The organism is Variovorax sp. J31P207 (assembly GCF_030316965.1).
GTDB classification, from domain to species: Bacteria; Pseudomonadota; Gammaproteobacteria; order Burkholderiales; family Burkholderiaceae_C; genus Variovorax; species Variovorax ginsengisoli_B.
This window is the reverse complement of sequence record NZ_JASZYN010000001.1, coordinates 1,090,739-1,116,857: the sequence shown is the minus strand read 5'-3', so window position 1 is coordinate 1,116,857 and position 26,119 is coordinate 1,090,739. Positions and strand designations below refer to the sequence as shown.

The 26,119-nt window shown below is 65.6% G+C and carries 23 protein-coding genes and 10 tRNA genes; 2 read left to right on the top strand and 31 right to left on the bottom strand.

The annotated features are described in order from the left end of the window. Nucleotides 1-3 precede the first annotated feature (3 nt). The 10 genes from QTI68_RS05335 to QTI68_RS05290 all read right to left on the bottom strand — a co-directional run bounded on the left by QTI68_RS05335 (nucleotide 4) and on the right by QTI68_RS05290 (nucleotide 3,500). Nucleotides 4-1,029 carry an SDH family Clp fold serine proteinase gene (locus QTI68_RS05335; protein WP_286520091.1) on the bottom strand — a complete coding sequence of 342 codons (1,026 nt, stop codon included), beginning with the start codon at nucleotides 1,027-1,029 and terminating at the stop codon, nucleotides 4-6. Nucleotides 1,030-1,100: 71 nt separating this feature from the next. Further along, a complete protein-coding gene (locus QTI68_RS05330; RefSeq protein WP_286520090.1) occupies nucleotides 1,101-1,673 on the bottom strand; it encodes an HNH endonuclease in 573 nt (190 codons plus the stop codon). 47 nt (nucleotides 1,674-1,720) lie between these two features. Beyond that, nucleotides 1,721-1,794 (bottom strand) — tRNA-His (locus QTI68_RS05325). Nucleotides 1,795-1,799: 5 nt separating this feature from the next. Further along, nucleotides 1,800-1,976 carry a short-chain dehydrogenase gene (locus QTI68_RS05320; RefSeq protein ID WP_286520087.1) on the bottom strand — a complete coding sequence of 59 codons (177 nt, stop codon included), beginning with the start codon at nucleotides 1,974-1,976 and terminating at the stop codon, nucleotides 1,800-1,802. Between the two features lie 25 nt (nucleotides 1,977-2,001). Further along, nucleotides 2,002-2,077: transfer RNA gene (locus QTI68_RS05315), tRNA-Asp, on the bottom strand. 6 nt (nucleotides 2,078-2,083) lie between these two features. Continuing rightward, nucleotides 2,084-2,159 (bottom strand) — tRNA-Pro (locus QTI68_RS05310). A 12-nt stretch (nucleotides 2,160-2,171) separates the two neighbouring features. Next, nucleotides 2,172-2,248: transfer RNA gene (locus QTI68_RS05305), tRNA-Glu, on the bottom strand. 13 nt (nucleotides 2,249-2,261) lie between these two features. Beyond that, a tRNA-Leu gene (locus QTI68_RS05300) sits at nucleotides 2,262-2,338 on the bottom strand. A 371-nt stretch (nucleotides 2,339-2,709) separates the two neighbouring features. After that, nucleotides 2,710-2,904: a hypothetical protein gene (locus tag QTI68_RS05295; RefSeq protein WP_286520086.1), complete on the bottom strand. Its 195-nt coding sequence runs from the start codon at nucleotides 2,902-2,904 to the stop codon at nucleotides 2,710-2,712. Further along, nucleotides 2,901-3,500: a hypothetical protein gene (locus QTI68_RS05290; RefSeq protein WP_286520085.1), complete on the bottom strand. Its 600-nt coding sequence runs from the start codon at nucleotides 3,498-3,500 to the stop codon at nucleotides 2,901-2,903. Before QTI68_RS05290 ends, QTI68_RS05295 begins: the two co-directional genes overlap by 4 nt. Before the next feature lie 2 nt (nucleotides 3,501-3,502). On the opposite strand from QTI68_RS05290, the gene QTI68_RS05285 reads away from it, so the two are divergent. Both QTI68_RS05285 and QTI68_RS05280 read left to right on the top strand, forming a co-directional pair. After that, entirely contained in the window at nucleotides 3,503-3,853 is a 351-nt protein-coding gene (locus QTI68_RS05285) for a hypothetical protein (protein WP_286520084.1), read from the top strand. An 89-nt stretch (nucleotides 3,854-3,942) separates the two neighbouring features. Continuing rightward, a complete protein-coding gene (locus QTI68_RS05280; protein ID WP_286520083.1) occupies nucleotides 3,943-4,560 on the top strand; it encodes a type IV toxin-antitoxin system AbiEi family antitoxin domain-containing protein in 618 nt (205 codons plus the stop codon). Between the two features lie 93 nt (nucleotides 4,561-4,653). On the opposite strand, the gene QTI68_RS05275 is transcribed toward QTI68_RS05280, so the two are convergent. The 21 genes from QTI68_RS05275 to trpC all read right to left on the bottom strand — a co-directional run bounded on the left by QTI68_RS05275 (nucleotide 4,654) and on the right by trpC (nucleotide 26,110). Further along, nucleotides 4,654-4,729 (bottom strand) — tRNA-Phe (locus QTI68_RS05275). Between the two features lie 18 nt (nucleotides 4,730-4,747). Beyond that, nucleotides 4,748-5,443 (bottom strand): response regulator, encoded by a 696-nt coding sequence (locus QTI68_RS05270; RefSeq protein WP_286520082.1) that lies wholly within the window; start codon nucleotides 5,441-5,443, stop codon nucleotides 4,748-4,750. A 78-nt stretch (nucleotides 5,444-5,521) separates the two neighbouring features. Continuing rightward, on the bottom strand, nucleotides 5,522-7,849 hold the full coding sequence (locus QTI68_RS05265) for a sensor histidine kinase (RefSeq protein WP_286520081.1): 2,328 nt from the start codon (nucleotides 7,847-7,849) through the stop codon (nucleotides 5,522-5,524). Beyond that, entirely contained in the window at nucleotides 7,846-8,445 is a 600-nt protein-coding gene (locus tag QTI68_RS05260) for a DUF4390 domain-containing protein (RefSeq protein ID WP_286520080.1), read from the bottom strand. Before QTI68_RS05260 ends, QTI68_RS05265 begins: the two co-directional genes overlap by 4 nt. A gap of 13 nt (nucleotides 8,446-8,458) precedes the next feature. Next, entirely contained in the window at nucleotides 8,459-9,823 is a 1,365-nt protein-coding gene (rsmB, locus tag QTI68_RS05255; protein ID WP_503011624.1) for a 16S rRNA (cytosine(967)-C(5))-methyltransferase RsmB, read from the bottom strand. A gap of 58 nt (nucleotides 9,824-9,881) precedes the next feature. Further along, nucleotides 9,882-10,478: a lema family protein gene (locus tag QTI68_RS05250; protein ID WP_286520079.1), complete on the bottom strand. Its 597-nt coding sequence runs from the start codon at nucleotides 10,476-10,478 to the stop codon at nucleotides 9,882-9,884. Between the two features lie 90 nt (nucleotides 10,479-10,568). Then, a complete protein-coding gene (rpoC, locus tag QTI68_RS05245; RefSeq protein WP_286520078.1) occupies nucleotides 10,569-14,807 on the bottom strand; it encodes a DNA-directed RNA polymerase subunit beta' in 4,239 nt (1,412 codons plus the stop codon). Nucleotides 14,808-14,827: 20 nt separating this feature from the next. Next, nucleotides 14,828-18,952: a DNA-directed RNA polymerase subunit beta gene (rpoB, locus tag QTI68_RS05240; protein ID WP_286520077.1), complete on the bottom strand. Its 4,125-nt coding sequence runs from the start codon at nucleotides 18,950-18,952 to the stop codon at nucleotides 14,828-14,830. A 260-nt stretch (nucleotides 18,953-19,212) separates the two neighbouring features. Next, nucleotides 19,213-19,587: a 50S ribosomal protein L7/L12 gene (rplL, locus tag QTI68_RS05235; RefSeq protein ID WP_286520076.1), complete on the bottom strand. Its 375-nt coding sequence runs from the start codon at nucleotides 19,585-19,587 to the stop codon at nucleotides 19,213-19,215. A gap of 43 nt (nucleotides 19,588-19,630) precedes the next feature. Then, entirely contained in the window at nucleotides 19,631-20,164 is a 534-nt protein-coding gene (gene rplJ / locus QTI68_RS05230) for a 50S ribosomal protein L10 (protein ID WP_286520075.1), read from the bottom strand. Between the two features lie 258 nt (nucleotides 20,165-20,422). Beyond that, the gene (gene rplA, locus QTI68_RS05225; RefSeq protein ID WP_286520074.1) at nucleotides 20,423-21,121 is read right to left on the bottom strand and encodes a 50S ribosomal protein L1; all 699 of its coding nucleotides are present in this window, start codon (nucleotides 21,119-21,121) and stop codon (nucleotides 20,423-20,425) included. Further along, nucleotides 21,122-21,553, bottom strand: a complete 432-nt coding sequence (gene rplK / locus QTI68_RS05220; protein WP_007831051.1) for a 50S ribosomal protein L11 — start codon at nucleotides 21,551-21,553, stop codon at nucleotides 21,122-21,124. It abuts the gene before it with no gap. Between the two features lie 157 nt (nucleotides 21,554-21,710). Then, complete coding sequence (gene nusG, locus QTI68_RS05215) at nucleotides 21,711-22,313, bottom strand: transcription termination/antitermination protein NusG (protein ID WP_286520073.1); 603 nt, start codon at nucleotides 22,311-22,313, stop codon at nucleotides 21,711-21,713. After that, on the bottom strand, nucleotides 22,313-22,696 hold the full coding sequence (secE, locus tag QTI68_RS05210; protein ID WP_286520072.1) for a preprotein translocase subunit SecE: 384 nt from the start codon (nucleotides 22,694-22,696) through the stop codon (nucleotides 22,313-22,315). The genes nusG and secE overlap by 1 nt, the downstream gene beginning before the upstream one ends. Nucleotides 22,697-22,799: 103 nt before the next feature. Further along, nucleotides 22,800-22,875 (bottom strand) — tRNA-Trp (locus QTI68_RS05205). Between the two features lie 13 nt (nucleotides 22,876-22,888). Further along, nucleotides 22,889-24,082, bottom strand: a complete 1,194-nt coding sequence (tuf, locus tag QTI68_RS05200) for an elongation factor Tu (protein WP_093060175.1) — start codon at nucleotides 24,080-24,082, stop codon at nucleotides 22,889-22,891. Between the two features lie 74 nt (nucleotides 24,083-24,156). Beyond that, a tRNA-Thr gene (locus tag QTI68_RS05195) sits at nucleotides 24,157-24,231 on the bottom strand. 39 nt (nucleotides 24,232-24,270) lie between these two features. Further along, nucleotides 24,271-24,344, bottom strand: a tRNA-Gly gene (locus QTI68_RS05190). Nucleotides 24,345-24,408: 64 nt separating this feature from the next. Next, a tRNA-Tyr gene (locus tag QTI68_RS05185) sits at nucleotides 24,409-24,494 on the bottom strand. A gap of 96 nt (nucleotides 24,495-24,590) precedes the next feature. After that, nucleotides 24,591-25,313, bottom strand: coding sequence for a uracil-DNA glycosylase (locus tag QTI68_RS05180; RefSeq protein ID WP_286520069.1), 723 nt, complete (start codon nucleotides 25,311-25,313; stop codon nucleotides 24,591-24,593). Beyond that, nucleotides 25,310-26,110 (bottom strand): indole-3-glycerol phosphate synthase TrpC, encoded by an 801-nt coding sequence (trpC, locus tag QTI68_RS05175; protein ID WP_286520067.1) that lies wholly within the window; start codon nucleotides 26,108-26,110, stop codon nucleotides 25,310-25,312. Before trpC ends, QTI68_RS05180 begins: the two co-directional genes overlap by 4 nt. Nucleotides 26,111-26,119: the final 9 nt, after the last annotated feature.

The following is a 26,119-nucleotide window of genomic DNA, read 5'->3' as shown; positions in this document are numbered from 1 at the left end:
GCATCACGCCACGTGCAGCTCGCCGCGCCGCAGGCGCGAGCCAATGCGTTCGATGCGACGCCAGCCGCTGTTGTCGTTGAGGGTGATCCAGCGCCGCTCCTCGGAACGGTAGAACCAGTCCTTGTCCTGCTGGTAGTACACCTGGGCGCCGCTGGCTTCCCAGATGTTGGCGATCTCGTTGCTGTGCGCGCGCTGCTCGTCGAAGTCGGTGGTGGCCTTCTGGCCCATCTCGCTGTAGAGCGCGTTGAGCTGCAGCAGCAGCGCGGCGACCTCGGCCGGCATGCGCTCGGCGGCCAGGCCGATCTTCACCGCCTCGTCCAGCAGGATCGGATAGTTGTGCGAAGGGTACTTGCCGTTGAGTGCGCCCGCAATCGCCTCGGCCTTGGCCTCGTCGGCGATGTGGTAGGCCAGCAGCTCGCGGCACAGCATGATCGACAGCGACTCGGCCCGGTCGACCGCGCCGATCACCAGCGGATGCACGTACTGGAACAGCGACTTGTAGGCGTTCTCGGGCACCTCGCCTTGCTGCTCGCGCCACAGGCGGATCACGCGCTGCAGCTCGTCGAGGCTGACACTGACGCGGTCGTTGTCCCGGTCGACCGGCGACAGCGCGTGGTTCAGCGAAGTGTCCACCGCAGTGAGATAGGCGGTCGGGCCCATCAGGATGCTGTCCGCGCCGAGCGCCACCATGGTGGCGGCCGACGCGCACTCGAGCGGCACCAGCGCGACCAGGCGGCGGCAATGCTGCCGCAGCAGGTTCACCAGGCGCAGCGACACCTGGCCGCTGCCGCCGCTCGACTTCAGGAACAGGTAGATCACCTCGTGCTCGCCGAGCCGCTGCAGCACGTGGTACATCGCGACCACGTCGCTGTGGCACACCGAGCCGCGTGGCCCATTCCAGTAGGCGATGAGCGGCGCACCGAGCTGCTCGGCCAGCCGGGCGATCAGCGACTGCGTCTTGCCGAACAGCACCGGGGGCTGCTTGACCTTCACCGGCATCTCGATGGCCGGGAGTTGTTCGTTCTTCATGTTGTTCTCTTTCAGTTGATGGGGCTGCTCGACGCAGCCTCGGACGCCGTGGCGCCCGAGTTGCGAAATCGTCAGCTCAGGCGCGATCCCTTCGGCAGGCGCGCGGCCAGCCACCCGTGCACGTCGGCGCGAATCTGTCGACCTTCGAGCAGGAAGCCTTCGAAGCGACTCGGCACGTACGGCAGGTAAACCAGCGGCATGCGCGCCTCCTCCGGCGTCCGGTCGGCCTTGCGGCCGTTGCACGCGCCGCAGGCGGCGACCAGGTTCATCCAGGTCCAGCCGCCGCCCCGCGATGCGGGCACGATGTGCTCGCACTGCAGGTCGCGCTCCGCGAAGCGCTGGGCGCAGTAGGCGCAGGTCATGCGGTCGCGGCGCAAGAGCTTGCGCTTGCTGAAGGCCGGCGCGACGTCGAACAGGTTGACGCGCGAGGCGCCAGCCAGCGCGATGATCGGATGCACGTCGATGACCGACTGGCGGCCGCGCGCGACATTGAAGCCGCCGCGCAGCGTGGCCAGCGGGCCATCGCCATCGACCCATGCCACCGAGCCCGTGGCCACATGCAGCGCCGCGTGCTCGAGCGAGATCCACGCCTGCGGCGTGCCCTGGATGTCGAGTTGCAGCACGTGGCTGTGGTGTGGGTGCATGGGTGGCCTCCTTTCATGGCCGGGTCGGGGGAAAACGCTTGAATGAATGGGGTGCACGAACGGAATCGAACCGTCGTCAGCGGGATCACAACCTGCGGCTCTGCCATTGAGCTACGCGCACCATGGTCACCACTCGCCGAGCTCTCTCACGCGCTGGTCGAGATCCAGGCGATCGAGACGATCCGGCGCGTGCCGGCGGAAGATCAAGCCGCCGAGACGCCTCACCACGGCGAGAGCCAGCGGATCGCGCGGCATGGATGGCCGCACGGCGATCGTGCGAATCGGGGTGTTGCGTCTGCGCATGGCGGCTCCTGTGATGACGTTGAATTGGCGTTCCGCAGGGGAGTCGAACCCCTGGCTTCCTCCTGGACAGGGAGGCACTCTGGCCACTGAGTTAGCGGAACAAGGTCTGGTCCGTGCGGCAGGTTTCGAACCTGCGGCCTCGTGCTCCCAAAGCACGCGCGCTGCCTGCTGCGCCACACACGGAAAAACTGAAGATGGCGTCTCGTGCGGGGGTCGAACCCGCGATCTTCGGGATGAAAGCCCGATGTCCTTGGCCACTAGACGAACGAGACAAGAAGAAAAAGTTGGTGCCCCAGGGGAGAGTCGAACTCCCAGGATTCCGCTTCTGAGGCGGACACGTCTGCCGGTTCCGTCACCGGGGCTTTGAACGATCCATTTCGGTTGTGGCCTCACGCGATGGGCAGCGCGTCGCGCACGCTGCCCCGTCGACATCGCTGCACAGGGGTGATCAAGCCCCTGCACATCCCGCCAGGCCGTCCACGCGGCTGATCCCTGGCGGTGGGGTGAAGTCACACCCGAAATGGAGCGGGCGCCGGGCGCAAGTCCCGGGGTCCGCATCAAGTGCGAAGCGGCGATCCGGTCCAGTGTCCGGTCGCGCTTCGCGGCAAATTCTTAAAGAGCATCCACCGGGTCTGGACCTCGGTGCGTGCAGCGCGATCACTGCAGAAAAACAAAAAGGCCCGGAACCTTTCGGTGTCCGGGCCTCTGCAATAGAGAGCTTGGAGGTACGCGCCTACGCGCTCCCTCCACCCGGGGGCACCTGATCCTCATACGCCTTGGCCCACAAGCTGGCTTGCGTGGCATGCATGGGGTTCAGGCGCAGATCGAATTTCGACGGCAGGTTGCCGAGGTCGTGGCACGACGAGACGCGCACGAACGTCCGGCCCGATGCGGGTCGAATGCTGGTGAGGCTCAGAGCTGCGTTCACGTTGGTTCCTGCTTGCGTTGATGAAATTCGTGCGGCTTGGGCCGCGAAGGAAGTGGACTGTAAATAGTCTTTACTGCGACGTCAACAGGCTCGACAATCTTTTCCTGTCTCGTTGTTGTTTTTGAACAGTGCTCCCTCTCACCGTCATCCGTCGCCGCAATGCGCTGCTGCTCCATCGGCGCTTTCTCGAACAGGCAATCGCCGCCGGGCTGCCGGCCAAGGGCCTGGACCAAGCCTTCGCGAAGAAGCTCGAGATTTCGCCCAGCATGTGGAGCCAGATCAAGAGTTCGCGGCCCATCGGGGACACCCTGGCGCGGCAGATCGAGCGGCACTGCGATGTCGATGCCGGTTGGCTCGACGAAGACGACCTGGTCGCCGATGCGCCGGATCCCGCGGAAGAGCGCTTCGTCGCGGCTGCGCGGCAGGCTTGGCGGGGGGCCAATGCGAAGGGGAAGCGGGAGTTGAGTCGCTCGCTCCGAGCGATCACGCTCGGGCAAGCGCCTTTGCCGCAACGAGAGTGACGGCGCCGCGTGTCTGTCTTGGCGCTCGCACTCGAGGGCGTCGGTTTTAGACAGACCGAAACCCTTGGAGCCCATTCATGGCTGTTTCCACCCCCGCGTTCGCATCCTCCAGCCGCTCCTCGGCTCGCACCGTTCGCGATTCAAATGCCACCGAGGCACTCGCATCCCGACCCCGCACTTCAGCATCGCTCGCCTTCAAAGCGCAAGCCGAACTGGACCACCTGTGCGACGCCCAACTCGCCTACGCCTGCATCGAACAGCTGCTCGATCCGGACCGCTCGAGTGACGGCGAGGAGATGCAGATCCACGCCACGCGCAGTCAGTTCAGCGCCCTGTTGAGGCTGCTCAACGGGGAATTGAAGCAGCGTCTCGAGTCTGTGGATGCCGCGCTGCAGTCGGTGCGCGACGCCTTGAAGAGCGGTGCCTGACAGGCACTTCCTCCGGTTGACCCAAGACGTGGCGTTCCGTTATTTATGTAGTTGTTGATTTTTATATAAAAAAAGCAACATACTGCGACATGGCCAGCCACTCCCAAAGCACCCAGGAAGACGCCATCCTCGCGCTGGCAGCTGAGCACCCGCTGCTGAGAGCACGCGAACTGCGCGAGCACGGGCTGCCGACGATCGCCCTCAGCCGACTGGTGGGCGCCGGCAAGCTCGAACGCGTCGCTCGTGGCGTCTACAGCCGGCCGGGGCGCGCAATCAGCGAGCATCGCTCGTTGGCCGAGATTGCGCTGCGCGTCCCGCGCGGTGTGGTGTGCCTGTTGTCGGCGCTGCGCGTGCACGGGATCGGTACGCAAGCCCCCTCCGAGGTCTGGCTGGCCCTTCCGTCCAACGTGCCCGCCCCACGCATCGACCAGCCGGCCCTGCGCGCGATCCGCATGTCCGGTCCGGCGCTCACCGAAGGCATGGAGCATGTGCTGATCGACGGTGTGCAGGTTCCAGTCTTCAACGCGGCGAAGACCGTTGCCGACTGCTTCAAGTACCGCAACAAGATCGGCCTGGACGTGGCCCTCGAGGCACTGCATGACGGTTGGGCTCAGCGCAAGCTGACCATGGACGCGCTCTGGCACTACGCGAGCGTCGATCGAGTCGCCAATGTGATGCGCCCCTATCTCGAAAGCGTCACCCTATGAGCCGCAATGTCGGCATGACCTGCACAAAGCCAGGAAGAAGCCGCGCATGTAGAAACGCCCCAGGACCCTGAAGGGCGCTGGGGCGCATAAATATGGTGGCCTGGGGCGGAATCGAACCACCGACACGCGGATTTTCAATCCGCTGCTCTACCAACTGAGCTACCGGGCCTTGGTGTGCAGCCCGCGATTATACAGCGCTTCTGCGCCCTCGCGAAAGATCGACGCCAAGTTGCTTGAGTTTTCTGTACAGATGGGTGCGCTCGAGCCCGGTCTTCTCGGCCACGCGGGTCATCGAGCCGTTCTCCATCGCAAGGTGGAATTCGAAATACGCCTTCTCGAAACCGTCGCGCGCATCGCGCAGCGGGCGGTCGAGGTCGAAGCTCTGGGTCGACTGCGGACCCAGGTCGGCAGCCGGCTGCATGGGCGCGGCCGGCACCAGCGCGCTGTCGCCCACCGTCGTGACGACGGCGGCGAAGCTGCTCGCGGGCGGCACCACGCTGGCCGCGGCGCGGCGGGCGCTCTCGCGCGCCAGACCCTGCTCGACCGCCTTCAGCAGCTTCTGCAGGGTGATCGGTTTCTCGAGGAAGGCAAAGGCACCGATGCGCGTGGCATCGACCGCGGTGTCGATCGTCGCATGGCCGCTCATCATGACCACCGGCATGCTCAGCAACCCGGCCGCCGACCACTCCTTGAGCAAAGTCACGCCATCGGTGTCCGGCATCCAGATGTCGAGCAGGACCAGGTCGGGACGGGCCCGCTGTCGCGCGGCGCGCGCTTCGGCCGCGTTCTCGGCGAGCTCCACGTTATGGCCTTCGTCATTGAGAATTTCGAAGAGCAGGTCCCGGATGCCCAGCTCGTCGTCGACCACGAGGATGTTTGCCATGTGTGCTTGAGTTGTGCGCGTTGTAGTTAGAGTAATCAGTTCGTTTGCGGATCCATGCCCGCCTGGCGCCGCCCGCGCTCAAAGAAGGGTGGATGACTTCGAATCTTCGGTGTGAGCGACCGCTCCCTGCGGCTGTGCTGCAAGCGCGAATGATAACGAGACTTGCGCACCCGCCACAGCCCCCTCGACCATGCGGTTCGAAAGTTCGATCCGGGCGCCGTGCTCGTCCGCGATCTTCTTGACCACCGCCAGGCCCAGCCCGGTGCCCTTGGCCTTGGTCGTGACGTAGGGCTCGAAGGCCCGCTTGAGGATGTGCTCGGCAAAACCGGCACCGCTGTCCTGCACCGTGAGGCGCACCCGCTGGCCGGATTCGCCGAGCCGGGTGCGGACCACGACCTCGGCGGCCTGCCCGGTCCGCCCGGCGTTCGCTTCGGCCGCGTCCTGGGCGTTTTGCAACAGGTTGTGAATCACCTGTCGGATCTGCTGCTCGTCGGCACGGATCGGCGGGCAACGCTCGTCGAGCTCGGGCCGCAGGGCCACCGTCGCGTTCTCGGGCGGATAGAGATGCAGCACGTCCAGAACCAGCGCGTTCAGGTCGACCGGCCGCAGATCGGCCGCAGGCAATCGCGCATAGTCGCGAAACTCGTTGACCAGCCGCTTCATGGCGTCGACCTGGTCGACGATGGTCTTGACCGACTTGGTGAGGATCGCCTGCTCGGGCTGGGCGACCTTGCCCGAGAGCTTCATCTCGAGCCGTTCGGCCGAGAGCTGGATCGGCGTCAGCGGGTTCTTGATCTCGTGCGCCAGCCGCCGCGCCACTTCGCCCCAGGCCTGCGCGCGCTGGGCCGAGACGATTTCGGAGATGTCGTCGAACACCAGCAGCCGCTCGGCGCCCGGCAGCTCGGCGCCGCGGGCCACGATGTTGATCGTGTCCTGCCCCATGGCATCGCCGCCGGCATGCAGTTCGAAGGCGTGCTGCCAGTGGTCGAGGCCGTGCTGCAGCCGCTCGACCTCGAAGTCGTCGAACTGCTGCTGCACGTTCTGCGCGAATTCCGCCAGGCCCGGGACCTCGGCCAGCTGCTGGCCTTCGAAGGCCGCCAGCGGCGCCCGCAGGACGCGGGTCGCGCCCGGGTTGGTCGAGCGGATGAAGCCGCGGGCGTCGAGCACGATCACGCCCGAGGTCAGGTTGTCCAGGATGGTCTGCAGGTTCGAGCGGGCGGCATCGAGCTCGCCCATGGTCTTCTCGACCACGCTGCGCGCATCGGCCAGCTGCTGCGTCATGACCGCGAAGGAACGGGTGAGCCCGCCGAGCTCGTCGCGGCCCTGGAGCACCGCGGTGGGCCGCAGGTCGCCGCCGGCCACCTGGCGCACGCCATCGGCCAGCACCAGCAGCGGCCGGGCCAGCTGGGTGCCGAACAGCACGGCCAGCAGCACGGCACCGAAGACCGCCAGGAACAAGGTCAGGGTCAGCGTGCCGATGTACATCCGGCGCAGGCCCTCGCGCGCCAGCGCCCGCTCCTGGTACTCGCGGTTGGCCTCCTGCACCGCCAGGGCATTGCTCACGACCGCCGGCGGCAGCGGCTGGGTGACCTGCAGGAAGCGCGGCTCGGTGTTGAACTCGAAGCCCTGGCTCTGCACCAGCGCCAGCGCCCTGACGCTGGCGACCGGTGCCGGCGCACCGGGCATCGGCGTCTCGTCGAGTCCCTCGATGTGGGCGACGGCGCGATCGCCACGGACCTGCCGCAGTTGCTGCGGGTTCGGCCGCTCGGGGCTCAGCTGGAAGCGCGAGGCGCCCGCGCTGGCCACCAGCTGGCCGCTGCCGGTCCAGAGGATGACGTCGGTGGCGCCCAGCTGGTCGCGGATGCGCTCGAGCACCAGCCCGGCGCGCGTGTCCGGCACATTGGCCAGCTGCGCGCTGGCGGTGCGTGTCTTGCTCGCGAGGTCGTCGGCCAGCGAGTCGAGCGTGGCGCGCCCCAGGTTCAGGCCGGCGTCGAGCGCCCCTTCGACCTTGACGTCGAACCAGCTCTCGATCGAGCGGGCGACGAACTGGTAGGAGACCACGTACACCAGCAGCCCGGGCACCACGCCGACCAGCGCGAAGATCATGGCCAGGTTGATCAGCAGCCGGCTGCCGAACTTGCCCTGCCGAAGCCGGCGCAGCAACCGGAACGCGACCCAGCCGATGACGATGACCAGCACCGCCGCCACCACCACGTTGATGCCGAACAGGCGGGTGTAGTTGCGCTCGTAGAGGGCACGGTTGTTGGTGGCCTGCGCCAGCAGGAACATCAGCACCAGGCCGATCGCCGTGACCAGCGCAGCCACCACCCCGATGGCCCAGCGGATGGCACGCGATCGCCGCGCCGCCGGCGACGCCCGCGGCGCGACCCGCGGGTCGGTGCTCACTTCGACTTCTCCAGCGGCAGCCGGGCGTTCTTCTCGACCGAGATGTTCCAGTCGCTCTGGCCGACCGCGCCGATCTGGAACGGCCGCGGCAGCTGGGAGGTGTCGAGCCGGAAGCGGAAGCTCACGGCATGGGAGGGGTCGTCACCGATCTCGGCCAGGTCGCCAAGCCGCAGCCGGCCGATCCGGCTGATGACCTCGAGCGCATCGGCCAGGGTGTCGAAGTTCTGGTTCAGCGACACGCCGAAGCCGGAATTGGTGATGGGAACGGGGGACACGTTGAGGCGCCATCGGCGGGTCAGGGGCTGGTAGGCCAGCCGCATGTAGCGCGCCGCCTGAGCCACTTTGAGATCGGTCCAGTACCAACGTTCCCGGTACAGCTCGGCTTCGGCCACGAAATAGATCGCGATGCCCTTCTCGAGCACCTCCTCGACCACCGGCGCCAGGTCGAACTGGACCTGGGCCGTGAGGTAGACGGCGTCGTCGGCCTGCTCCAGCCGCAGCTGCGTGATCGCCGCATTGCGCGAGTCGGCCCGCGCGGTGCCGGTCAGCCAGGCCGACAAGGCAACGACGAGGATCAGAAGCGCAGCCAGCCGCACCGGCCAGCGCCTTTCAGCGGGGCAGCTTTTCAAGCAGCGCGTAGAAGAAACCGTCGTGGTCACCCAAGGCATTGTCCGGGACGCCACGCGCATTCATGCCGCTTTGGGGTAGCAAATGGCCCGGCGAAGGCAGCAAACGGGCATCGGTGTTGTGTGCAAGGAACGCCTCGATCTGGTGCGCGCCTTCCTCGAAAAACACCGAGCAGGTGCAATAGAGCAGGCGCCCGCCCGGCCGGACCAGCGGCCACAGGCCGGCCAGCAGCATCGCCTGCTGGAGAGCCAGCTGCTCAATGTCGCTTTCGCGCCGCAGCCAGCGGACGTCGGGGTGGCGGCGGACGATGCCCGAAGCGGTGCATGGGGCGTCGAGCAAGATTGCATCGAAGGCCTGGCCGTCCCACCAGTCGGCCGGGCGCGAGGCGTCGGCGACCACGACCTTGGCGCCGAGGCCGAGCCGCGCCAGGGTCTCGTCGATGCGCCGGGCGCGGACCGGATCGACTTCCAGCGCCGTGACCTCGATGGCCGCGCTGCCGGCCGCCTCGAGCAGGTGCGCCGTCTTGCCGCCCGGTGCCGCGCAGGCGTCCAGCACCCGCAGCGGCGCATCGCGGCGCAGCTCGAGGCCGGACAGCAGCAAGGGAGCGGCGACCTGGGCCGCCGCATCCTGCACCGAGCATTCGCCCTCGGCGAATCCGGGAATCTGGCTCACCGGCCGGGCGCGCGCGAGTTGCAAGCCGCTGGCGGCGACCGGCACCGACGGCAGCTGCGCGGCCGCCAGGCCTTGGCGGAAGGCGGCGACGCTGGTCTTGCGCAGGTTGACGCGCAAGGTCATCGGCGCCTGGTTGTTGTCGGCCGCCAGCACGCGCTGCCAGTCGCGCGGATGCTGGCGCTTGAGCCGCTCGATCCACCAGCGCGGGTGGTTCCACTGCGCGACCGGTTCGCGGTCGGTGATCGACACCAACTCGTCGCGCTCGCGCAGGAAGCGCCGCAGGCAGGCGTTGACGAAGCTGGCCTGGGCCCGGGTGCCCGGATTGCGCTTGGCGGCCTCGACCGCCTGGTCGACCAGCGTGAAGGGCTCGTAGGGCGAACGCTCGCCGTCCCAGGCCAGGGCCAGCGCCGTGCAGAGCAGGGCGTCGGCCGCCGGCGGCGGGGTCCGCTTGGCCAGCTGGCGCCGCAGCGCCTCGGCCCGGCCGAGCCAGCGCAGCACCTGGAAACCCAGCGCCTGGACGCCCGGACGCAGGCCCGGCTCGACGGCCTCGAAGGCGACCGAGCCCGACACGCCGGCGCGGATCGAGGCGAGCGCCGCGGCGGTCAACTGCAACTGGCGCCACAGCGGCGGGGAAGCCTGTGGCGAATCGGAAATGGGGTCTGGATGATCTGGCAACTTGGGTCGATGGTAAGGGCGCTGGGGACAAGGAGGACGGCGTCGCTGGCCGAGCGGCTCAGCGCAACGGGGCCGCAGGCCGTAGCTGCATGATCCACGCCACGATGAGCGCTGGAAACTGGCCGATCGCCGCGTTGTACTGCGCCACCGCCAGGTTGAACTGCCCGCGGGCGATTTCCGCCGCGGCGGAAGGCTCGGGCCAGGCGATCGGTGCGCTGTCGGGCAGCAGCTCGTCCTTGCCGTTCAGCGGCGCGGGACGCGACAGCGTGCCGTCGGCCTCGAAGCTGACGACCGCCTCCGGATGCAGGCGCTGCCAGGCCGCCACCATCACGTGCAGGGCGGTGCCCAGCGCGGCGATGCCGGCCGGGTCGAGCGCCCGCAGGCGGGTGGCCGCCAGCAGCGTGGCGAGCTGGCCCGAGGCCGCCTGCAGCGAAGCGTCGGATGGCGGTTCGGCGCCCGCTGCATCGGCCGCATCGGCCTCGGCCGCACGCGCCTGCACGAACTCGAGCTGGCGCACCAGCGCGGCGTCGAGCGTCGCATAGGCCTGCAGGGCGCCCGAACGCAGCCGCATCAGCCGGTTGTAGGCGCCGACGAACCAGAACAGCGCCAGCGCGCCGCCGATCCAGAACGGCAGGGAGTCCGGCATGCCGTTCATGGCGCGGGCTTCCATGCAAAAGAAAAAGCCCCCGATCCGCGGGCGGAAAGGGGGCTTCGGATTCCGGTCATGGCCGGAGATGCTAACCAGTTATTCGGTCGCGGTGCCTTCGCTGGCATCGACCGTGGTGGTCGCCTCTTCGGTCGCGCTGCCGGCGCCGGCCAGTTCGGCCGCTTCCGACTCGGCGATCGCGCGGCGCTCGGCCTCGTCCATCGCGTCCTTGACCTTGCGTGCCTGGTGGTACGCCATGCCGGTGCCCGCGGGGATCAGGCGGCCGACGATGACGTTTTCCTTCAGGCCGCGCAGCTCGTCGCGCTTGCCCATGATCGCGGCTTCGGTCAGCACGCGCGTCGTTTCCTGGAACGATGCGGCGCTGATGAAGCTGTCGGTCGAGAGCGATGCCTTCGTGATACCCAGCAGCAGGTTGGTGAACGTGGCGGGGATCTTGCCAGCGGCGCGCAGGGCGTCGTTGGTGTTGAGCATCTCGCTGCGTTCGACCTGTTCACCGGCGATGTAGTTGGTGTCGCCGACGTTCTCGACCACGACCCGGCGCAGCATCTGGCGAACGATCACCTCGATGTGCTTGTCGTTGATCTTCACGCCTTGCAAGCGGTACACGTCCTGCACTTCGTCCACGATGTAGCGCGCCAGTTCTTCCGAACCCAGCAGACGCAGGATGTCCTGCGGGTCCGCCGGGCCGTCGACCACGCTCTCGCCCTTGTTCACCACCTGGCCTTCGTGCACCAGGATGTTCTTTTCCTTCGGCACGAGGTCTTCCCAGACGGTGCCTTCGGGGTCGGTGATCTGCAGGCGGATCTTGCCCTTGGTCTCCTTGCCGAACGACACGGTACCGGTCATCTCGGCCAGCATGCCCTTGTCCTTCGGCGAACGGGCCTCGAACAGCTCGGCCACGCGCGGCAGACCGCCGGTGATGTCGCGGGTCTTCTGGCCTTCGACCGGAATCCGCGCCAGCACTTCGCCGGGGCCCACGTCCTGGCCGTCACGCACCTGCACCAGCGCGCCGATCGGGAAGCCGATCGTCACCGAGTGGTCGGTGCCGGGGATCTTGACCTCGGCGCCCGAGGCGTCGATCAGCTTCACTTGCGGACGCACGACCTTGGCAGCGCCGCGGCGCTTCGGATCGATCACGACCAGGGTCGACAGGCCGGTGACTTCGTCCACCTGCTTGGCGACCGTGAGGCCTTCCTCGACATTCTCGAACTTCGTCTTGCCGGCGAATTCCGTGATGATCGGGCGGGTCAGCGGGTCCCAGTTGGCCAGCACGTGGCCGGCCTTGATGGTCTGGTCGGCCTTCACTGCCAGGATGGCGCCGTACGGCACCTTGTGGCGTTCACGCTCGCGGCCGTGCTCGTCATGGATGACGATTTCGCCCGAACGCGAGATCACGACCAGCTCGCCCTTGCTGTTGGTCACGTAGCGCATCGTGGCGTTGAAGCCGATCGAACCGTTCGACTTGGCTTCGACGCTCGAAGCGACCGCCGCACGCGACGCCGCACCACCGATGTGGAAGGTCCGCATCGTCAGCTGCGTGCCGGGTTCGCCGATCGACTGGGCGGCAATCACGCCGACCGCTTCGCCGTTGTTGACCAGGCCGCCGCGGCCGAGGTCGCGGCCATAGCACTTGGCGCAGATGCCGAAGCGCGTGGCGCAGGTCAGCGCCGTGCGCACCTTGACTTCGTCGACGCCGTCGGCTTCGAGCGCTTCGATCAGGTCTTCGTCGAGCATGTCGCCGGCGTTGGCCAGCACCGCACGCGTTTCCGGGTGCAGCACGTCCTCGGCCGCGGTGCGGCCCAGGATGCGGTCGCGCAGCGATTCGATGACTTCACCGCCTTCGACGATCGCGCGCATCACGGCACCTTCGTGGGTGCCGCAATCCTGCTCGATCACGACCAGGTCCTGCGTCACGTCGACCAGGCGGCGCGTCAGGTAACCCGAGTTCGCGGTCTTCAGCGCCGTGTCGGCCAGACCCTTTCGGGCACCGTGGGTGGAGATGAAGTACTCCAGCACGTTCAGGCCTTCGCGGAAGTTCGCCGTGATGGGCGTCTCGATGATCGAGCCGTCCGGCTTGGCCATCAGGCCCCGCATGCCGGCCACCTGGCGGATCTGCGCGGCGGAACCGCGAGCGCCCGAGTCGGCCATCATGTAGATCGAGTTGAACGACTCCTGCTCGACTTCCTTGCCGTGGCGGTCGGTGACGGTCTGCTTCGACAGCTTGGCCATCATCACCTTCGACACTTCGTCGCCGGCCTTGCCCCAGATGTCGACCACCTTGTTGTAGCGCTCGCCGGAGGTCACGAGACCGGACACGTACTGCTGCTCGATCTCCTTCACTTCCTTGGCCGAGCGGTCGATGATGCCGTGCTTTTCAGCGGGCACCAGCATGTCGTCGATCGCGATCGAGATACCGGCCTTGGTCGCCAGCCGGAAGCCGTTCTGCAGCAGCTTGTCGGCGAAGACGACGGTTTCCTTCAGGCCGCACTTGCGGAACGAGACGTTGATGAGCTTGGAGATTTCCTTCTTCTTCAGCGCCTTGTTGATGTTCGAGAACGGCAGGCCCTTGGGCAGGATCTCGGACAGCAGCGCACGGCCCACGGTCGTGTCCACCAGCGAGGTCGACGGCACGAACTCGCCCGTTTCCTTGTCCTTGGTGTACTCGGTGATGCGGACCGCGACCTTGGCGGTGAGCTCGACCACATTGGCGTCGAGCGCGCGCTGGACTTCGCCGATGTCGGAGAAGACCAGGCCTTCGCCCTTGGCGTTGATGCGGTCGCGGGTCGTGTAGTACAGACCCAGCACCACGTCTTGCGACGGCACGATCGACGGTTCGCCGGAAGCCGGGAACAGCACGTTGTTGGAGGCCAGCATCAAGGTGCGGGCTTCCATCTGTGCTTCGACCGACAGCGGCACGTGGACGGCCATCTGGTCACCGTCGAAGTCGGCGTTGAAGGCCGCGCAGACCAGCGGGTGCAGCTGGATCGCCTTGCCTTCGATCAGGATCGGCTCGAAGGCCTGGATGCCCAGACGGTGCAGCGTAGGCGCACGGTTCAGCATCACCGGGTGTTCCTTGATCACTTCTTCAAGGATGTCCCAGACCACCGGCGTGCCGGATTCCACTTCCTTCTTGGCCGCCTTGATCGTGGTCGCGATGCCCATGGCTTCGAGGCGCGAGAAGATGAAGGGCTTGAACAGCTCGAGCGCCATCAGCTTCGGCAGGCCGCACTGGTGCAGCTTGAGCGTCGGGCCGACCACGATGACCGAACGGCCCGAGTAGTCGACGCGCTTGCCCAGCAGATTCTGGCGGAAGCGGCCGCTCTTGCCCTTGATCATGTCGGCCAGCGACTTCAGCGCGCGCTTGTTGGCGCCCGTCATGGCCTTGCCGCGACGGCCGTTGTCCAGCAGCGAGTCGACCGCCTCTTGCAGCATCCGCTTTTCGTTGCGCGCGATGATCTCGGGAGCCTTCAGCTCCAGCAGGCGGCGCAGGCGCGAATTGCGGTTGATGACGCGGCGGTACAGGTCGTTCAGGTCGGAGGTCGCGAAGCGGCCGCCGTCCAGCGGCACCAGCGGACGCAGGTCCGGCGGCAGCACGGGCAGCACTTCGAGCACCATCCAGTTGGGCTTGATGCCCGACTTGCGGAAGGCTTCCAGCACCTTGAGGCGCTTGGAGTTCTTCTTGACCTTGACTTCGGAGCCGGTCAGGTCGCCGCGCAGCTTCTCGATCTCGCTGTCGATCTCGATGCCTTCGAGCAGGTCCTTGATGCCTTCGGCGCCCATCTTGGCCACGAATTCATCGCCGTATTCCTTGCGCTTCGCGTCGTAGTCGTCCTCGGACATGATGCCGAACTTCTTCAGCGGGGTCATGCCGGGGTCGGTGATCACGTAGGCTTCGAAGTACAGCACGCGTTCGATGTCGCGCAGGGTCATGTCGAGCACCAGGCCCAGACGCGACGGCAGCGACTTCAGGAACCAGATGTGGGCGCAAGGCGCGGCCAGGTCGATGTGACCCATGCGCTCGCGACGCACCTTGGTCTGCGTGACTTCGACGCCGCACTTCTCGCAGATCACGCCGCGGTGCTTCAGGCGCTTGTACTTGCCGCACAGGCACTCGTAGTCCTTGATCGGGCCGAAGATCTTGGCGCAGAAGAGACCGTCGCGCTCGGGCTTGAAGGTCCGGTAGTTGATCGTCTCGGGCTTCTTCACCTCGCCGAAGGACCACGAACGGATCTTCTCGGGCGAGGCCATGCCGATGCGGATGGCATCGAAATGCTCGTCCGGCGTGAATTGCTTGAACAGGTCGAGTAATGACTTCATGTGACTCTTTCCTTGTTGGCTTATGAGCGTTCGAGTTCGATGTCCAGGCCCAAGGAACGAATTTCCTTGACCAGCACATTGAACGATTCCGGCATGCCGGCTTCGATCGAGTGTTCGCCCTTGACGATGCTCTCGTAGACCTTGGTACGGCCCACCACGTCGTCGGACTTCACCGTGAGCATTTCCTGCAGCACGTAGGCGGCGCCGTAGGCTTCCAGCGCCCACACTTCCATTTCACCGAAGCGCTGGCCACCGAACTGGGCCTTGCCGCCCAGCGGTTGCTGCGTGACCAGCGAGTACGGGCCGGTCGAGCGGGCGTGCATCTTGTCGTCCACCAAGTGGTGCAGCTTCAAGAAGTGCATGTAGCCGACGGTGACCGGACGCTCGAACTGGTCGCCGGTGCGGCCGTCGTACAGGTAGGCCTGGGTGCGGGTATCGGTCAGGCCCTTGAGCTTGGCGATCTCGTCCGGGTAGGCGAGCTTCAGCATGCCGCGGATTTCTTCTTCCGAGGCGCCGTCGAACACCGGCGTGGCGAAGGTCGCGCCGCTCGACAGGTTGGCCGCCATCTCGAGCACGTCGGAGTCGCTCAGCTTGCCGAGGTCTTCCTTGCGGCCCGAGCCGTTGTACATCTCTTCCAGGAACTTGCGCAGCTCGGCCACCTTGGCCTCTTGCTGCAGCAGGTCGCCGATGCGCTGGCCGATGCCCTTGCCGGCCCAGCCCAGATGCACTTCGAGCACCTGCCCGACGTTCATCCGCGAGGGCACGCCCAGCGGGTTCAGGCAGATGTCGCACGGCGTGCCGTCGGCCATGTGGGGCATGTCTTCGACCGGAACGATCTTCGACACCACACCCTTGTTGCCGTGGCGGCCGGCCATCTTGTCGCCGGGCTGCAGGCGGCGCTTGACGGCCAGGTAGACCTTGACCATCTTCAGCACGCCCGCGGGCAGCTCGTCGCCCTGCGTGAGCTTCTTGCGCTTTTCTTCGAACGCGAGGTCGAAGCTGTGGCGGGTCTGCTCGAGCGAGTTCTTGATCGATTCGAGCTGGGTCGCCACTTCGTCTTCCGCTGGGCGGATGTCGAACCAGTGGAACTTCTCGATCGACGTCAGGTACGCCTTGTCGAGCTTGGTGCCCTTGGCCAGCTTGTTCGGGCCGCCATTGGCGACACGACCGGTCAGGAGCTTCTCGATCCGGTCGAAGGCGTCGGCCTCGACGATCCGCAGCTGGTCGTTCAGGTCGAGGCGGAAGCGCTTCAGCTCGTCGTCGATGATCTGCTGGGCGCGCTTGTCGCGCGTGATGCCTTCGCGGGTGAACACCTGGACGTCGATGACCGTGCCTTGCGAGCCCTGGTCGACGCGCAGCGAGGTGTCCTTCACGTCGGAAGCCTTCTCGCCGAAGATCGCGCGCAGCAGCTTCTCTTCAGGCGTCAGCGTGGTCTCGCCCTTCGGCGTGACCTTGCCCACCAGCGTGTCGCCCGGCTGCACTTCGGCGCCGACGTAGATGATCCCGGATTCGTCCAGGCGATTGAGCTGCTGCTCGGCCAGGTTCGGGATGTCGCGCGTGATTTCCTCGGCACCCAGCTTTGTGTCGCGGGCCATCACCACCAGTTCCTCGATGTGAATCGAGGTGTAGCGGTCTTCGGCCACCACGCGTTCGGAGATCAGGATCGAGTCTTCGAAGTTGTAGCCGTTCCAGGGCATGAAGCCGATCAGCATGTTCTGGCCGAGCGCGAGCTCGCCCAGGTCGGTCGACGCACCGTCGGCCACGACGTCGCCCTTGGCGATCTTGTCGCCGCGCTTGACGATCGGACGCTGATGGATGTTCGTGTTCTGGTTCGAACGCTGATACTTGATCAGGTTGTAGATGTCGACACCGACTTCACCGGCCGTGGCTTCGGCGTCGTTGACGCGAACCACGATGCGGGTCGCATCGACGTAGTCGACGATACCGCCGCGGGTGGCCGTGACCACGGTGCCCGAGTCGACCGCGGAGACGCGCTCGATGCCGGTACCGACGAACGGCTTTTCGGGGCGCAGCACAGGCACGGCCTGACGCTGCATGTTGGCGCCCATCAACGCGCGGTTCGCATCGTCGTGCTCCAGGAAGGGCACGAGCGAAGCAGCCACCGACACGATCTGCGCCGGCGACACGTCCATGTACTGGACGCGCTCGGCGCTCACCAGGATCGATTCGCCGGTTTCACGCGCCGACACCAGGTCGCCGGTCAGGCGGCCGTCCTTGTCCAGGGCCGCATTGGCCTGGGCGATGACGTACTTGCCTTCCTCGATGGCCGACAGGTAGTCGATGTCCATCGTGACCTTGCTGTCGACCACGCGGCGGTACGGCGTCTCGATGAAGCCGTACTCGTTCAGGCGGGCGTACAGGGCCAGCGAGTTGATCAGGCCGATGTTCGGGCCTTCGGGCGTTTCGATCGGGCACACGCGGCCGTAGTGGGTGACGTGCACGTCGCGCACTTCGAAGCCGGCGCGTTCTCGGGTCAGACCGCCCGGGCCCAGGGCCGAGACGCGACGCTTGTGCGTGATCTCGGACAGTGGGTTGGTCTGGTCCATGAACTGCGACAGCTGCGAGGCGCCGAAGAATTCCTTCAGGGCGGCCGAGATCGGCTTGCTGTTGATCAGGTCGTGCGGCATCAGCGGCTCTTGTTCCGCTTGACCCAGACGTTCCTTCACGGCCTTCTCGATACGGGCCAGGCCGGTGCGGTACTGGTTCTCGGCCAGTTCGCCGACGCAACGCACGCGGCGGTTGCCCAGGTGGTCGATGTCGTCGACTTCGCCACGGCCGTTGCGCAGGTCGACCAGGATCTTGACCACGGCCAGGATGTCCTCGTTGGTCAGCACCATCGGGCCGGTCGATTCGTCGCGGCCGACCTTGGCGTTGAACTTCATGCGGCCGACGCGCGACAGGTCGTACGTGTCGGGGTTGTAGAACAGGCGCTGGAACAGGGCCTGCACCGCGTCTTCGGTCGGCGGCTCGCCGGGGCGCATCATGCGGTAGATGGCGACGCGGGCGGCGAATTCGTCCACGGTTTCGTCGATGCGGAGCGTCTGCGAGATGTACGCGCCCTGGTCGAGTTCGTTGGTGTAGATCGCCTGCACGTCCTGCACGCCGGCCGTGCGCAGCTTCTTCAGCAGCGCTTCGGTCAGCTCGTCGTTGGCCTTGGCCAGGATCTCGCCGGTGTCGGGGTCGACGATGTTGCGGGCCACGACGCGGCCGACCAGGAAGTCTTCCGGCACGCTGATGTGCGTGGTTTCAGATTGCTCGAGCTCGCGCGTGTGGCGGGCCGTGACGCGCTTGTCCTTGGCGACCACGACCTTGCCGGCCTTGTCGGTGATGTCGAAACGGGCGACTTCGCCGCGCAGGCGTTCGGCGACGAACTCCATCTGCGCGCCGCTGTCCATCAGGCGGAAGTTGTCGTTGACGAAGAAGTTCGCCAGGATCGATTCCGGGTTCAGGCCGATCGCCTTCAGCAGGATCGTGACCGGCATCTTGCGGCGGCGGTCGACGCGGAAATACAGCATGTCCTTCGGGTCGAACTCGAAGTCGAGCCACGAGCCACGGTAGGGAATCACGCGCGCCGAGAACAGGAGCTTGCCCGAGCTGTGGGTCTTGCCCTTGTCGTGCTCGAAGAACACGCCGGGCGAACGGTGGAGCTGCGACACGATGACGCGCTCGGTGCCGTTGATGATGAACGAGCCCTTGTCGGTCATGAGCGGCACTTCGCCCATGTAGACCTCTTGCTCCTTGACTTCCTTGACCACCTTCGACTGCGAGGTCGACGACTCGCGGTCATAGATGATCAGCTGGACCTTGGCACGCACGGCCGAGGCGAAGGTCAGGCCACGGGTCTGGCACTCGCGGACGTCGAAAGCGGGCTTCGCGAGGTTGTACTCGAGAAACTTCATCTCGACGAAACCGTTGTGCGAGACGATCGGGAACGCTGCGTCGAAGGCAGCCTGCAGACCTTCCACGGTCCGTTTCTGGGGCGCGATGCCGGCTTGCAGGAACGCGGTGTATGCGTCTTTCTGCATCTGCAGCAGGTAGGGGATTTCGACGACGCTGTCGCGGTTACCGAAATTCTTTCGGATGCGCTTGCGTTCGGTGTAACTGTACGTGGACGTTTGGGCCATGAGAGCTCCGGAGCTTGAGATCTTCAGCGACGTGGTGAGGTGCGCGAGCACCACTCTCCTTGGCGGCTGGCCACTACCAGCCCTGGCGGACGGCGATGCGTTGCACATCGCCCGAACCAAGGGGGTCTTCTGCAGTCGGGGTCAGAAGACACTCAAAAATCGTCTTGTTTTCGCGTCAACAAGCCGACTTTTGGGTGCGCTCTGAAAGCGGCAAAGGCTGGAGGGCCTTGCAGCACCTCCAGCCCTCTGGGGAGACTGAATTACTTCAGTTCCACCTTGGCGCCAGCTTCTTCCAGCTTCTTCTTGGCGGCTTCGGCGTCAGCCTTCGACAGGCCTTCCTTGACGGCCTTGGGAGCGGCTTCCACCAGGTCCTTGGCTTCCTTGAGGCCCAGGCCGGTGATTTCGCGCACGGCCTTGATCGCCGACACCTTGTTCGCGCCAGCTTCCATCAGCATGACGTTGAACTCGGTCTGCTCTTCAGCCACGGCGGCCACGGCGCCGCCGCCGGCTGCGGGAGCCGACATTGCAGCGGCGCTCACGCCGAACTTCTCTTCGATGGCCTTGACCAGGTCGTTGAGTTCCAGGACCGTCATTGCGTCGAGCGCGGTCAGAAATGCGTCTTTATCGAATGCCATTTTTGTTTCCTAACAATTGGGTTGAATGTTTCAAACGCAAGGCTCAGGCGGCCTGCGCTTCTGCGGCGGGAGCTTCCGCCTGTGCTTCGCCACCACCACGCTTCTCGGCCAGCGCCGCGAGCACGCGGGCGGTACGAGAGATCGGGGATTGCATCAAGCCCAGCAATTGCGCCAGCAGCACTTCCTTGGAAGGGATGTTGGCCAGTTGCTTCACGCCTTCGACGTCCAGGGCCTTGCCACCGAATGCACCGCCGCGAATCACCAACTTGTCGTTGGTCTTCGCGAAATCGGCCACCACTTTCGCGGCGGCCACGGCGTCTTCGGAGAAGCCATAGATCAGCGGACCGGTCATCTGGTCGCCGATGATCTCAAACGCGCTACCAGCGACAGCACGGCGTGCCAGCGTGTTCTTCAACACGCTGAGGGTCACACCCTTGCTGCGTGCATCGGTACGCAGTTTGGTCATATCGGCCACCGTGATGCCACGGTATTCCGCCATCACGAGCGTTTGAGCTTTTGCGGCGAGGCTGGTCACATCACTGATGACCGCTTCTTTCTCACTGCGATTCAGACTCAAGGTCTACTCCTTTTCAATGCGATCCTCGGCGGGAGCCTCGGATCGCGCTTCATGCAGCGACCAACTGTTCGGAACAAAAACCAAATTCCTTGCAGTGGGGTCGCCATCTGCGCTGGCTGCCCGGCAAAGGCCGGGTGATTAAGTGCAGGCGACCTGCACACCAGCGGTCTTGGATGGCCCGGGGCACCCTGTAGAGCTGCCCCGACCCACCACATCCGCCTCACCGTTCGACCGGCGAGGCAAATCTCATATCAACGCTCAGCTCGCGGCGATGGTTTGCGTGTCCACGCGGACACCCAGACCCATCGTCGACGACACGGCCACCTTGCGCAGGTAGACACCCTTGCTGGTCGCCGGCTTGGCCTTGACCAGGGCGTCGATCAGCGCGGCGAGGTTGCCCTGCAGCTTTTCGTTGTCGAACGAACGGCGGCCGATCGTGCCGTGCACGATGCCGGCCTTGTCGACGCGGAACTGGACCTGGCCAGCCTTGGCGTTCTTGACGGCGGTCGCGACGTCGGGCGTCACGGTGCCGACCTTCGGGTTGGGCATCAGGCCGCGCGGGCCGAGGATCTGGCCCAGCGTACCGACCACACGCATCGCGTCCGGTGCGGCGATCACGACGTCGAAGGGCATGTCGCCAGCCTTCACCATCGCAGCCAGGTCGTCCATGCCGACGATGTCGGCGCCGGCGGCCTTGGCTTCTTCAGCCTTGGCGCCCTGGGCGAACACGGCCACGCGCTTGGTCTTGCCGGTGCCGTTGGGCAGCACGACAGCGCCGCGAACGACCTGGTCCGACTTCTTGGCGTCGATGCCGAGCTGCACCGCGACGTCGATGGACTCATCGAACTTGGCGGTGGCGGCGTCCTTCACGAGCACGATCGCATCGGCCAGCGGGTACAGCTTGTTGCTGTCGACCTTGCCCACGAGGGTCTTTTGCTTCTTTGTGATCTTGGCCATTTACACGCCCTCCACATTCACGCCCATCGAGCGGGCCGAGCCGGCGATGGTACGAACCGCGGCGTCCAGATCGGCGGCCGTCAGGTCCTTCATCTTGGCCTTGGCGATTTCCTCGAGCTGTGCGCGAGTGATCTTGCCGACCTTGTCCGTGTGCGGACGTGCGGAACCCTTCTCGAGCTTGATGGCCTTCTTGATCAAGGTGATCGCCGGCGGCGTCTTGATGATGAAGGTGAAGCTCTTGTCGGCGAACGCGGTGATGACCACCGGCAGCGGCAGGCCCGGCTCGACGCCTTGGGTCTGCGCGTTGAACGCCTTGCAGAATTCCATGATGTTCAAACCGCGCTGGCCCAGTGCGGGACCGATCGGCGGTGAGGGATTGGCTTTACCAGCTGGGACTTGCAGCTTGATGAAGCCGACGATTTTTTTCGCCATGCTTTTCTCCTTGCGGGTGATGACGCCTGGGCTTTTGTAGGCCTGGGCTCCCCGGGGTTAAACGACTCTTTGCTTCTGCCTGCGCCGAGTCGGGAAGCGCAGACAATCTAATCAGTTGAGGACAGAGCACGCTTCGCGTGGTCTGTCCCGCAAGGTCTCAGGTTTTCTCGACCTGAGCGAATTCGAGTTCGACAGGCGTCGCACGGCCGAAGATCATGACCGACACGCGCACCTTGCTCTTCTCGTAGTTGACTTCCTCGACCGTGCCGTTGAAGTCCGTGAACGGGCCTTCCTTGACGCGGACGAACTCGCCGACGATGAACTCGACCTTGTGGCGGGGCTTCTCGGTGCCCTGCTGCATCTGGCCGACGATGTCCTCGACTTCCTTTTGCGAGATCGGGGCCGGGCGGTTCTTGGCGCCACCGACGAAACCGGTCACCTTGTTGGTGTGCTTCACCAGGTGCCAGCTCTCGTCGTCCATGATCATCTCGACCAGCACGTAGCCCGGGAAGAAGCGGCGCTCGGTGGTGCGCTTCTGGCCGTTCTTGATCTCGACCACTTCTTCGGTCGGCACCAGGATGCGGCCGAACTTGCTTTGCATGCCGGCGCGGTTGATGCGCTCGAGGATGTTGCGTTCGACGGCCTTTTCCATGCCGGAATAGGCGTGCACCACGTACCAGCGCAGGTCCGGGTTGGCGGCGGGCGCCAGCAGCGGATTGATTTCCGGCGTGGCTTCTGCTTCGACGGCTTCGTCAGTCATTATTTTCTCCAGCCCAGAATGAGGTCGAAAAACACCCATTCGAGCGTCTTGTCGGTGAGCCAAAGGAAGATGGACATGATCGCCACGAAGGCGAACACGTAAGCCGTCATCTGGATCGTTTCCTTGCGGGTCGGCCAGACGACCTTCTTGACCTCGCGCCACGAATCGCGGCCGAAGGCCCACAGCTGGCGGCCGCTCTCGGAGCTTCCGAAAGCGCCCACGGCAGCAGCCAGGCCCACCAGCAAAGCGACCCACTGCACCACGGCACCCTGGCGCGTGAGCAGGTAGAACGCCACGATGGCGCCCACCGCCAGCACGACGGCCGCGGCCAGCTTGGCCTTGTCCGCATTGGTGCTCACGGTTTCGATTTGAGAAGTGGCCATCTTGGGCTATGTTCCTGCGGCCTTGCGGCCTTCAAATTCAATGCGTCGTCTCAGACGCCGAAGCCCGTCAGGACATGACGGGCTTGTTTTGGAGCCACCTAGGTGGCAGGGGCAGTAGGAATCGAACCTACAACCTTCGGTTTTGGAGACCGACGCTCTGCCAATTGAGCTATACCCCTGTGGAATCCTTGATCAGATGTCGAGGATCTTCGCCACGACGCCCGAGCCCACGGTGCGGCCGCCTTCACGGATGGCGAAGCGCAGGCCTTCTTCCATCGCGATCGGGTTGATCAGCTTGACCGTGATCGACACGTTGTCGCCCGGCATGACCATTTCCTTGTCCTTCGGCAGCTCGATCGCGCCGGTGACGTCGGTCGTGCGGAAGTAGAACTGCGGACGGTAGTTGTTGAAGAACGGCGTGTGACGGCCGCCTTCGTCCTTCGACAGAACGTACACCTCGGCGGTGAAGTGCGTGTGCGGCTTGATCGAGCCCGGCTTGCACAGGACTTGGCCACGCTCGACTTCTTCGCGCTTCGTGCCGCGCAGCAGCACGCCCACGTTGTCGCCCGCTTGACCCTGGTCCAGCAGCTTGCGGAACATTTCCACGCCGGTGCAAGTGGTCTTGACCGTCGGGCGGATGCCCACGATTTCGATTTCTTCACCGACCTTGATCACGCCGCGTTCGACCGCGCCCGTCACCACCGTGCCGCGGCCCGAGATCGAGAACACGTCTTCGACCGGCATCAGGAAGGTACCGTCCACGGCGCGCTCGGGCGTCGGGATGTAGGTGTCCAGCGCTTCGGCCAGCTTCATGATGGCGCCTTCGCCCAGCTCGCCCTTGTCGCCTTCCAGCGCCAGCTTGGCCGAGCCGTGGATGATCGGGGTGTCGTCGCCAGGGAACTCGTACTTGTCGAGGAGTTCGCGAACTTCCATCTCGACCAGCTCCAGCAGTTCCTTGTCGTCGACCATGTCGCACTTGTTCAGGAACACGATGATGTAGCCCACGCCCACCTGGCGCGCCAGCAGGATGTGCTCGCGGGTCTGGGGCATCGGGCCGTCGGCGGCCGAGCACACCAGGATCGCGCCGTCCATCTGGGCGGCGCCGGTGATCATGTTCTTCACGTAGTCGGCGTGGCCCGGGCAGTCGACGTGCGCGTAGTGGCGGTTGGCCGTTTCGTATTCGACGTGCGCGGTGTTGATCGTGATGCCGCGCGCCTTTTCTTCAGGAGCCGCGTCGATCTGGTCGTAGGCCTTCGCTTCGCCGCCGAACTTGGCCGACAGCACGGTGGCGATCGCCGCCGTCAGCGTCGTCTTGCCATGGTCCACGTGACCGATCGTGCCCACGTTGACGTGCGGCTTCGTGCGGGTGAATTTTCCTTTTGCCATTTTCTCGACTCCGAAAAATAACTAGATCAACACACTGACATGGGGTTGCAACCGGACGGCTGCAACCCCAAAACTGGTGCCCATTGCGGGAATCGGACCCGCGACCTCTCCCTTACCAAGGGAGTGCTCTACCACTGAGCCAAATGGGCAATATCAAAAAACCTGCGCTTCGCGCTGACCTGGACCTCTGGAGCGGGAGACGGGAATCGAACCCGCGTCATTAGCTTGGAAGGCTAGGGTTCTACCATTGAACTACTCCCGCATCGTGACACCCACCGGGTGCCGCAACGGTCACAGTCAAGCGCTCTGCAAAATCCATTTTTCGCTGGTGGAGAGGGCTGGATTCGAACCAGCGTACTCGTAAGAGGGCAGATTTACAGTCTGCTGCCATTAACCACTCGGCCACCTCTCCGGCGAACCTCGGAATATAGCACGAGTAGCAGGGCTGGTCGATCGCAGGCCTTCTACCGGGGCTCATTTCCCGAGAGCCTTAGATTTTCGCACGAAATCAGGCCCCTTCTTGCCCCGACCCCAAGGTTTCTGCTTCGCGCCAGGCGCGCGCCTGCCCGAAATGGCCACAGCCGATGAAGGGCAGCGGGGGCCGCAGGGCCGACAGAGGCGAGGGATGGTTGGCCACCAATATTTTGTGACGATTTGTATCGATCAGGACCCGCTTGGTCTGGGCATGCGCCCCCCACAGCATGAAGACCACCGGCCGGACCTGCTCGGCCACGTGGCGGATCACCGCGTCGGTCAGCGCCTCCCAGCCGCGCCCCGAATGGCTGGCGGCCTGGCCCTCCTCCACCGTCAGGCAGGTGTTGAGCAGCAGGACGCCGTGCGTGGCCCATTTCGCCAGGCTGCCGCCCGGGTTCGGGAATGCCGGCGGCGGCGTGCCGAGGTCGCGCTGCAGTTCCTTGAAGATGTTGCGCAGCGACGGCGGCAGCGGCACGCCGGGCGCCACCGAGAACGCCAGCCCTTCGGCCTGGCCCCGGCCGTGGTACGGGTCCTGGCCGAGGATGACGACCCGGACGTCCTCGGGCGGCGTCAGTTCGAGCGCCCGCAGCGGCTGCGGCGGGAAGATCACGGCGCCGGCGTCGAGCCGCTCGCGCAGGTAGGCCAGCAGCTTGACGCCGACCGGGCCGGCGAAGAACGCGTCGACCAGCGGCTGCCAGCCTGGCGCGACCGGCCAATCGGCGGGATCGGCCGTGGCGAGTTGGCCGCCGAAGCTCATCGGAACAGCTCGGCCAGCGCCTCGCCCGGCTCGTCCGCCCGCATGAAGGTCTCACCGACCAGGAAGGCGTGGACGCCGGCGGCGCGCAGCCGGGCCACCTCGTCGCGGGTCGCGATGCCCGACTCGGTCACCAGCAGGCGATCGGCCGGCACCTGGGCCCGCAGGTCGAGCGTGGTCTGCACCGACACCTCGAAGGTGCGCAGGTTGCGGTTGTTGATGCCGATCAGCGGCGTGCGCAGCTTGAGGGCGCGCTCGAGCTCGGCGCCGTCGTGCGCTTCCACCAGCACCGCCATGCCGAGCCCGGCCGCGATGGCTTCGTAGTCGCGCATCTGGGCATCGTCGAGGCAGGCGACGATCAGCAGGATGGCGTCGGCGCCCATCGCGCGCGACTCGTAGACCTGGTAGGGGTCGACGATGAAATCCTTGCGCAGCACCGGCAGTTCGCAGGACGCCCGGGCCTGCTTCAGGTAGTCGACGCCGCCCTGGAAAAACTGGCGATCGGTCAGGACCGAGAGGCAGGCGGCGCTGACCTGGCCGTCGCCCTCGGCGTAGCTTTGCGCGATGTCGGCCGGGATGAATTCGGCGCGCAGCACGCCCTTGCTCGGGCTCGCCTTCTTGACCTCGGCGATCACCGCGGCGGCGCCGGCGTCGATCTTGGCGCGCAGGGCGCCGACGAAGTCGCGCGTCAGCACACGGCTCTCGGCATCGAAGCGCACCGCTTCCAGCGGGCTTTTCTTCTTGGCGGCGATGATCTCCTCGCGCTTGACGGCGACGATCTTGTCCAGGGTGTTCGACATGTCTCGTGT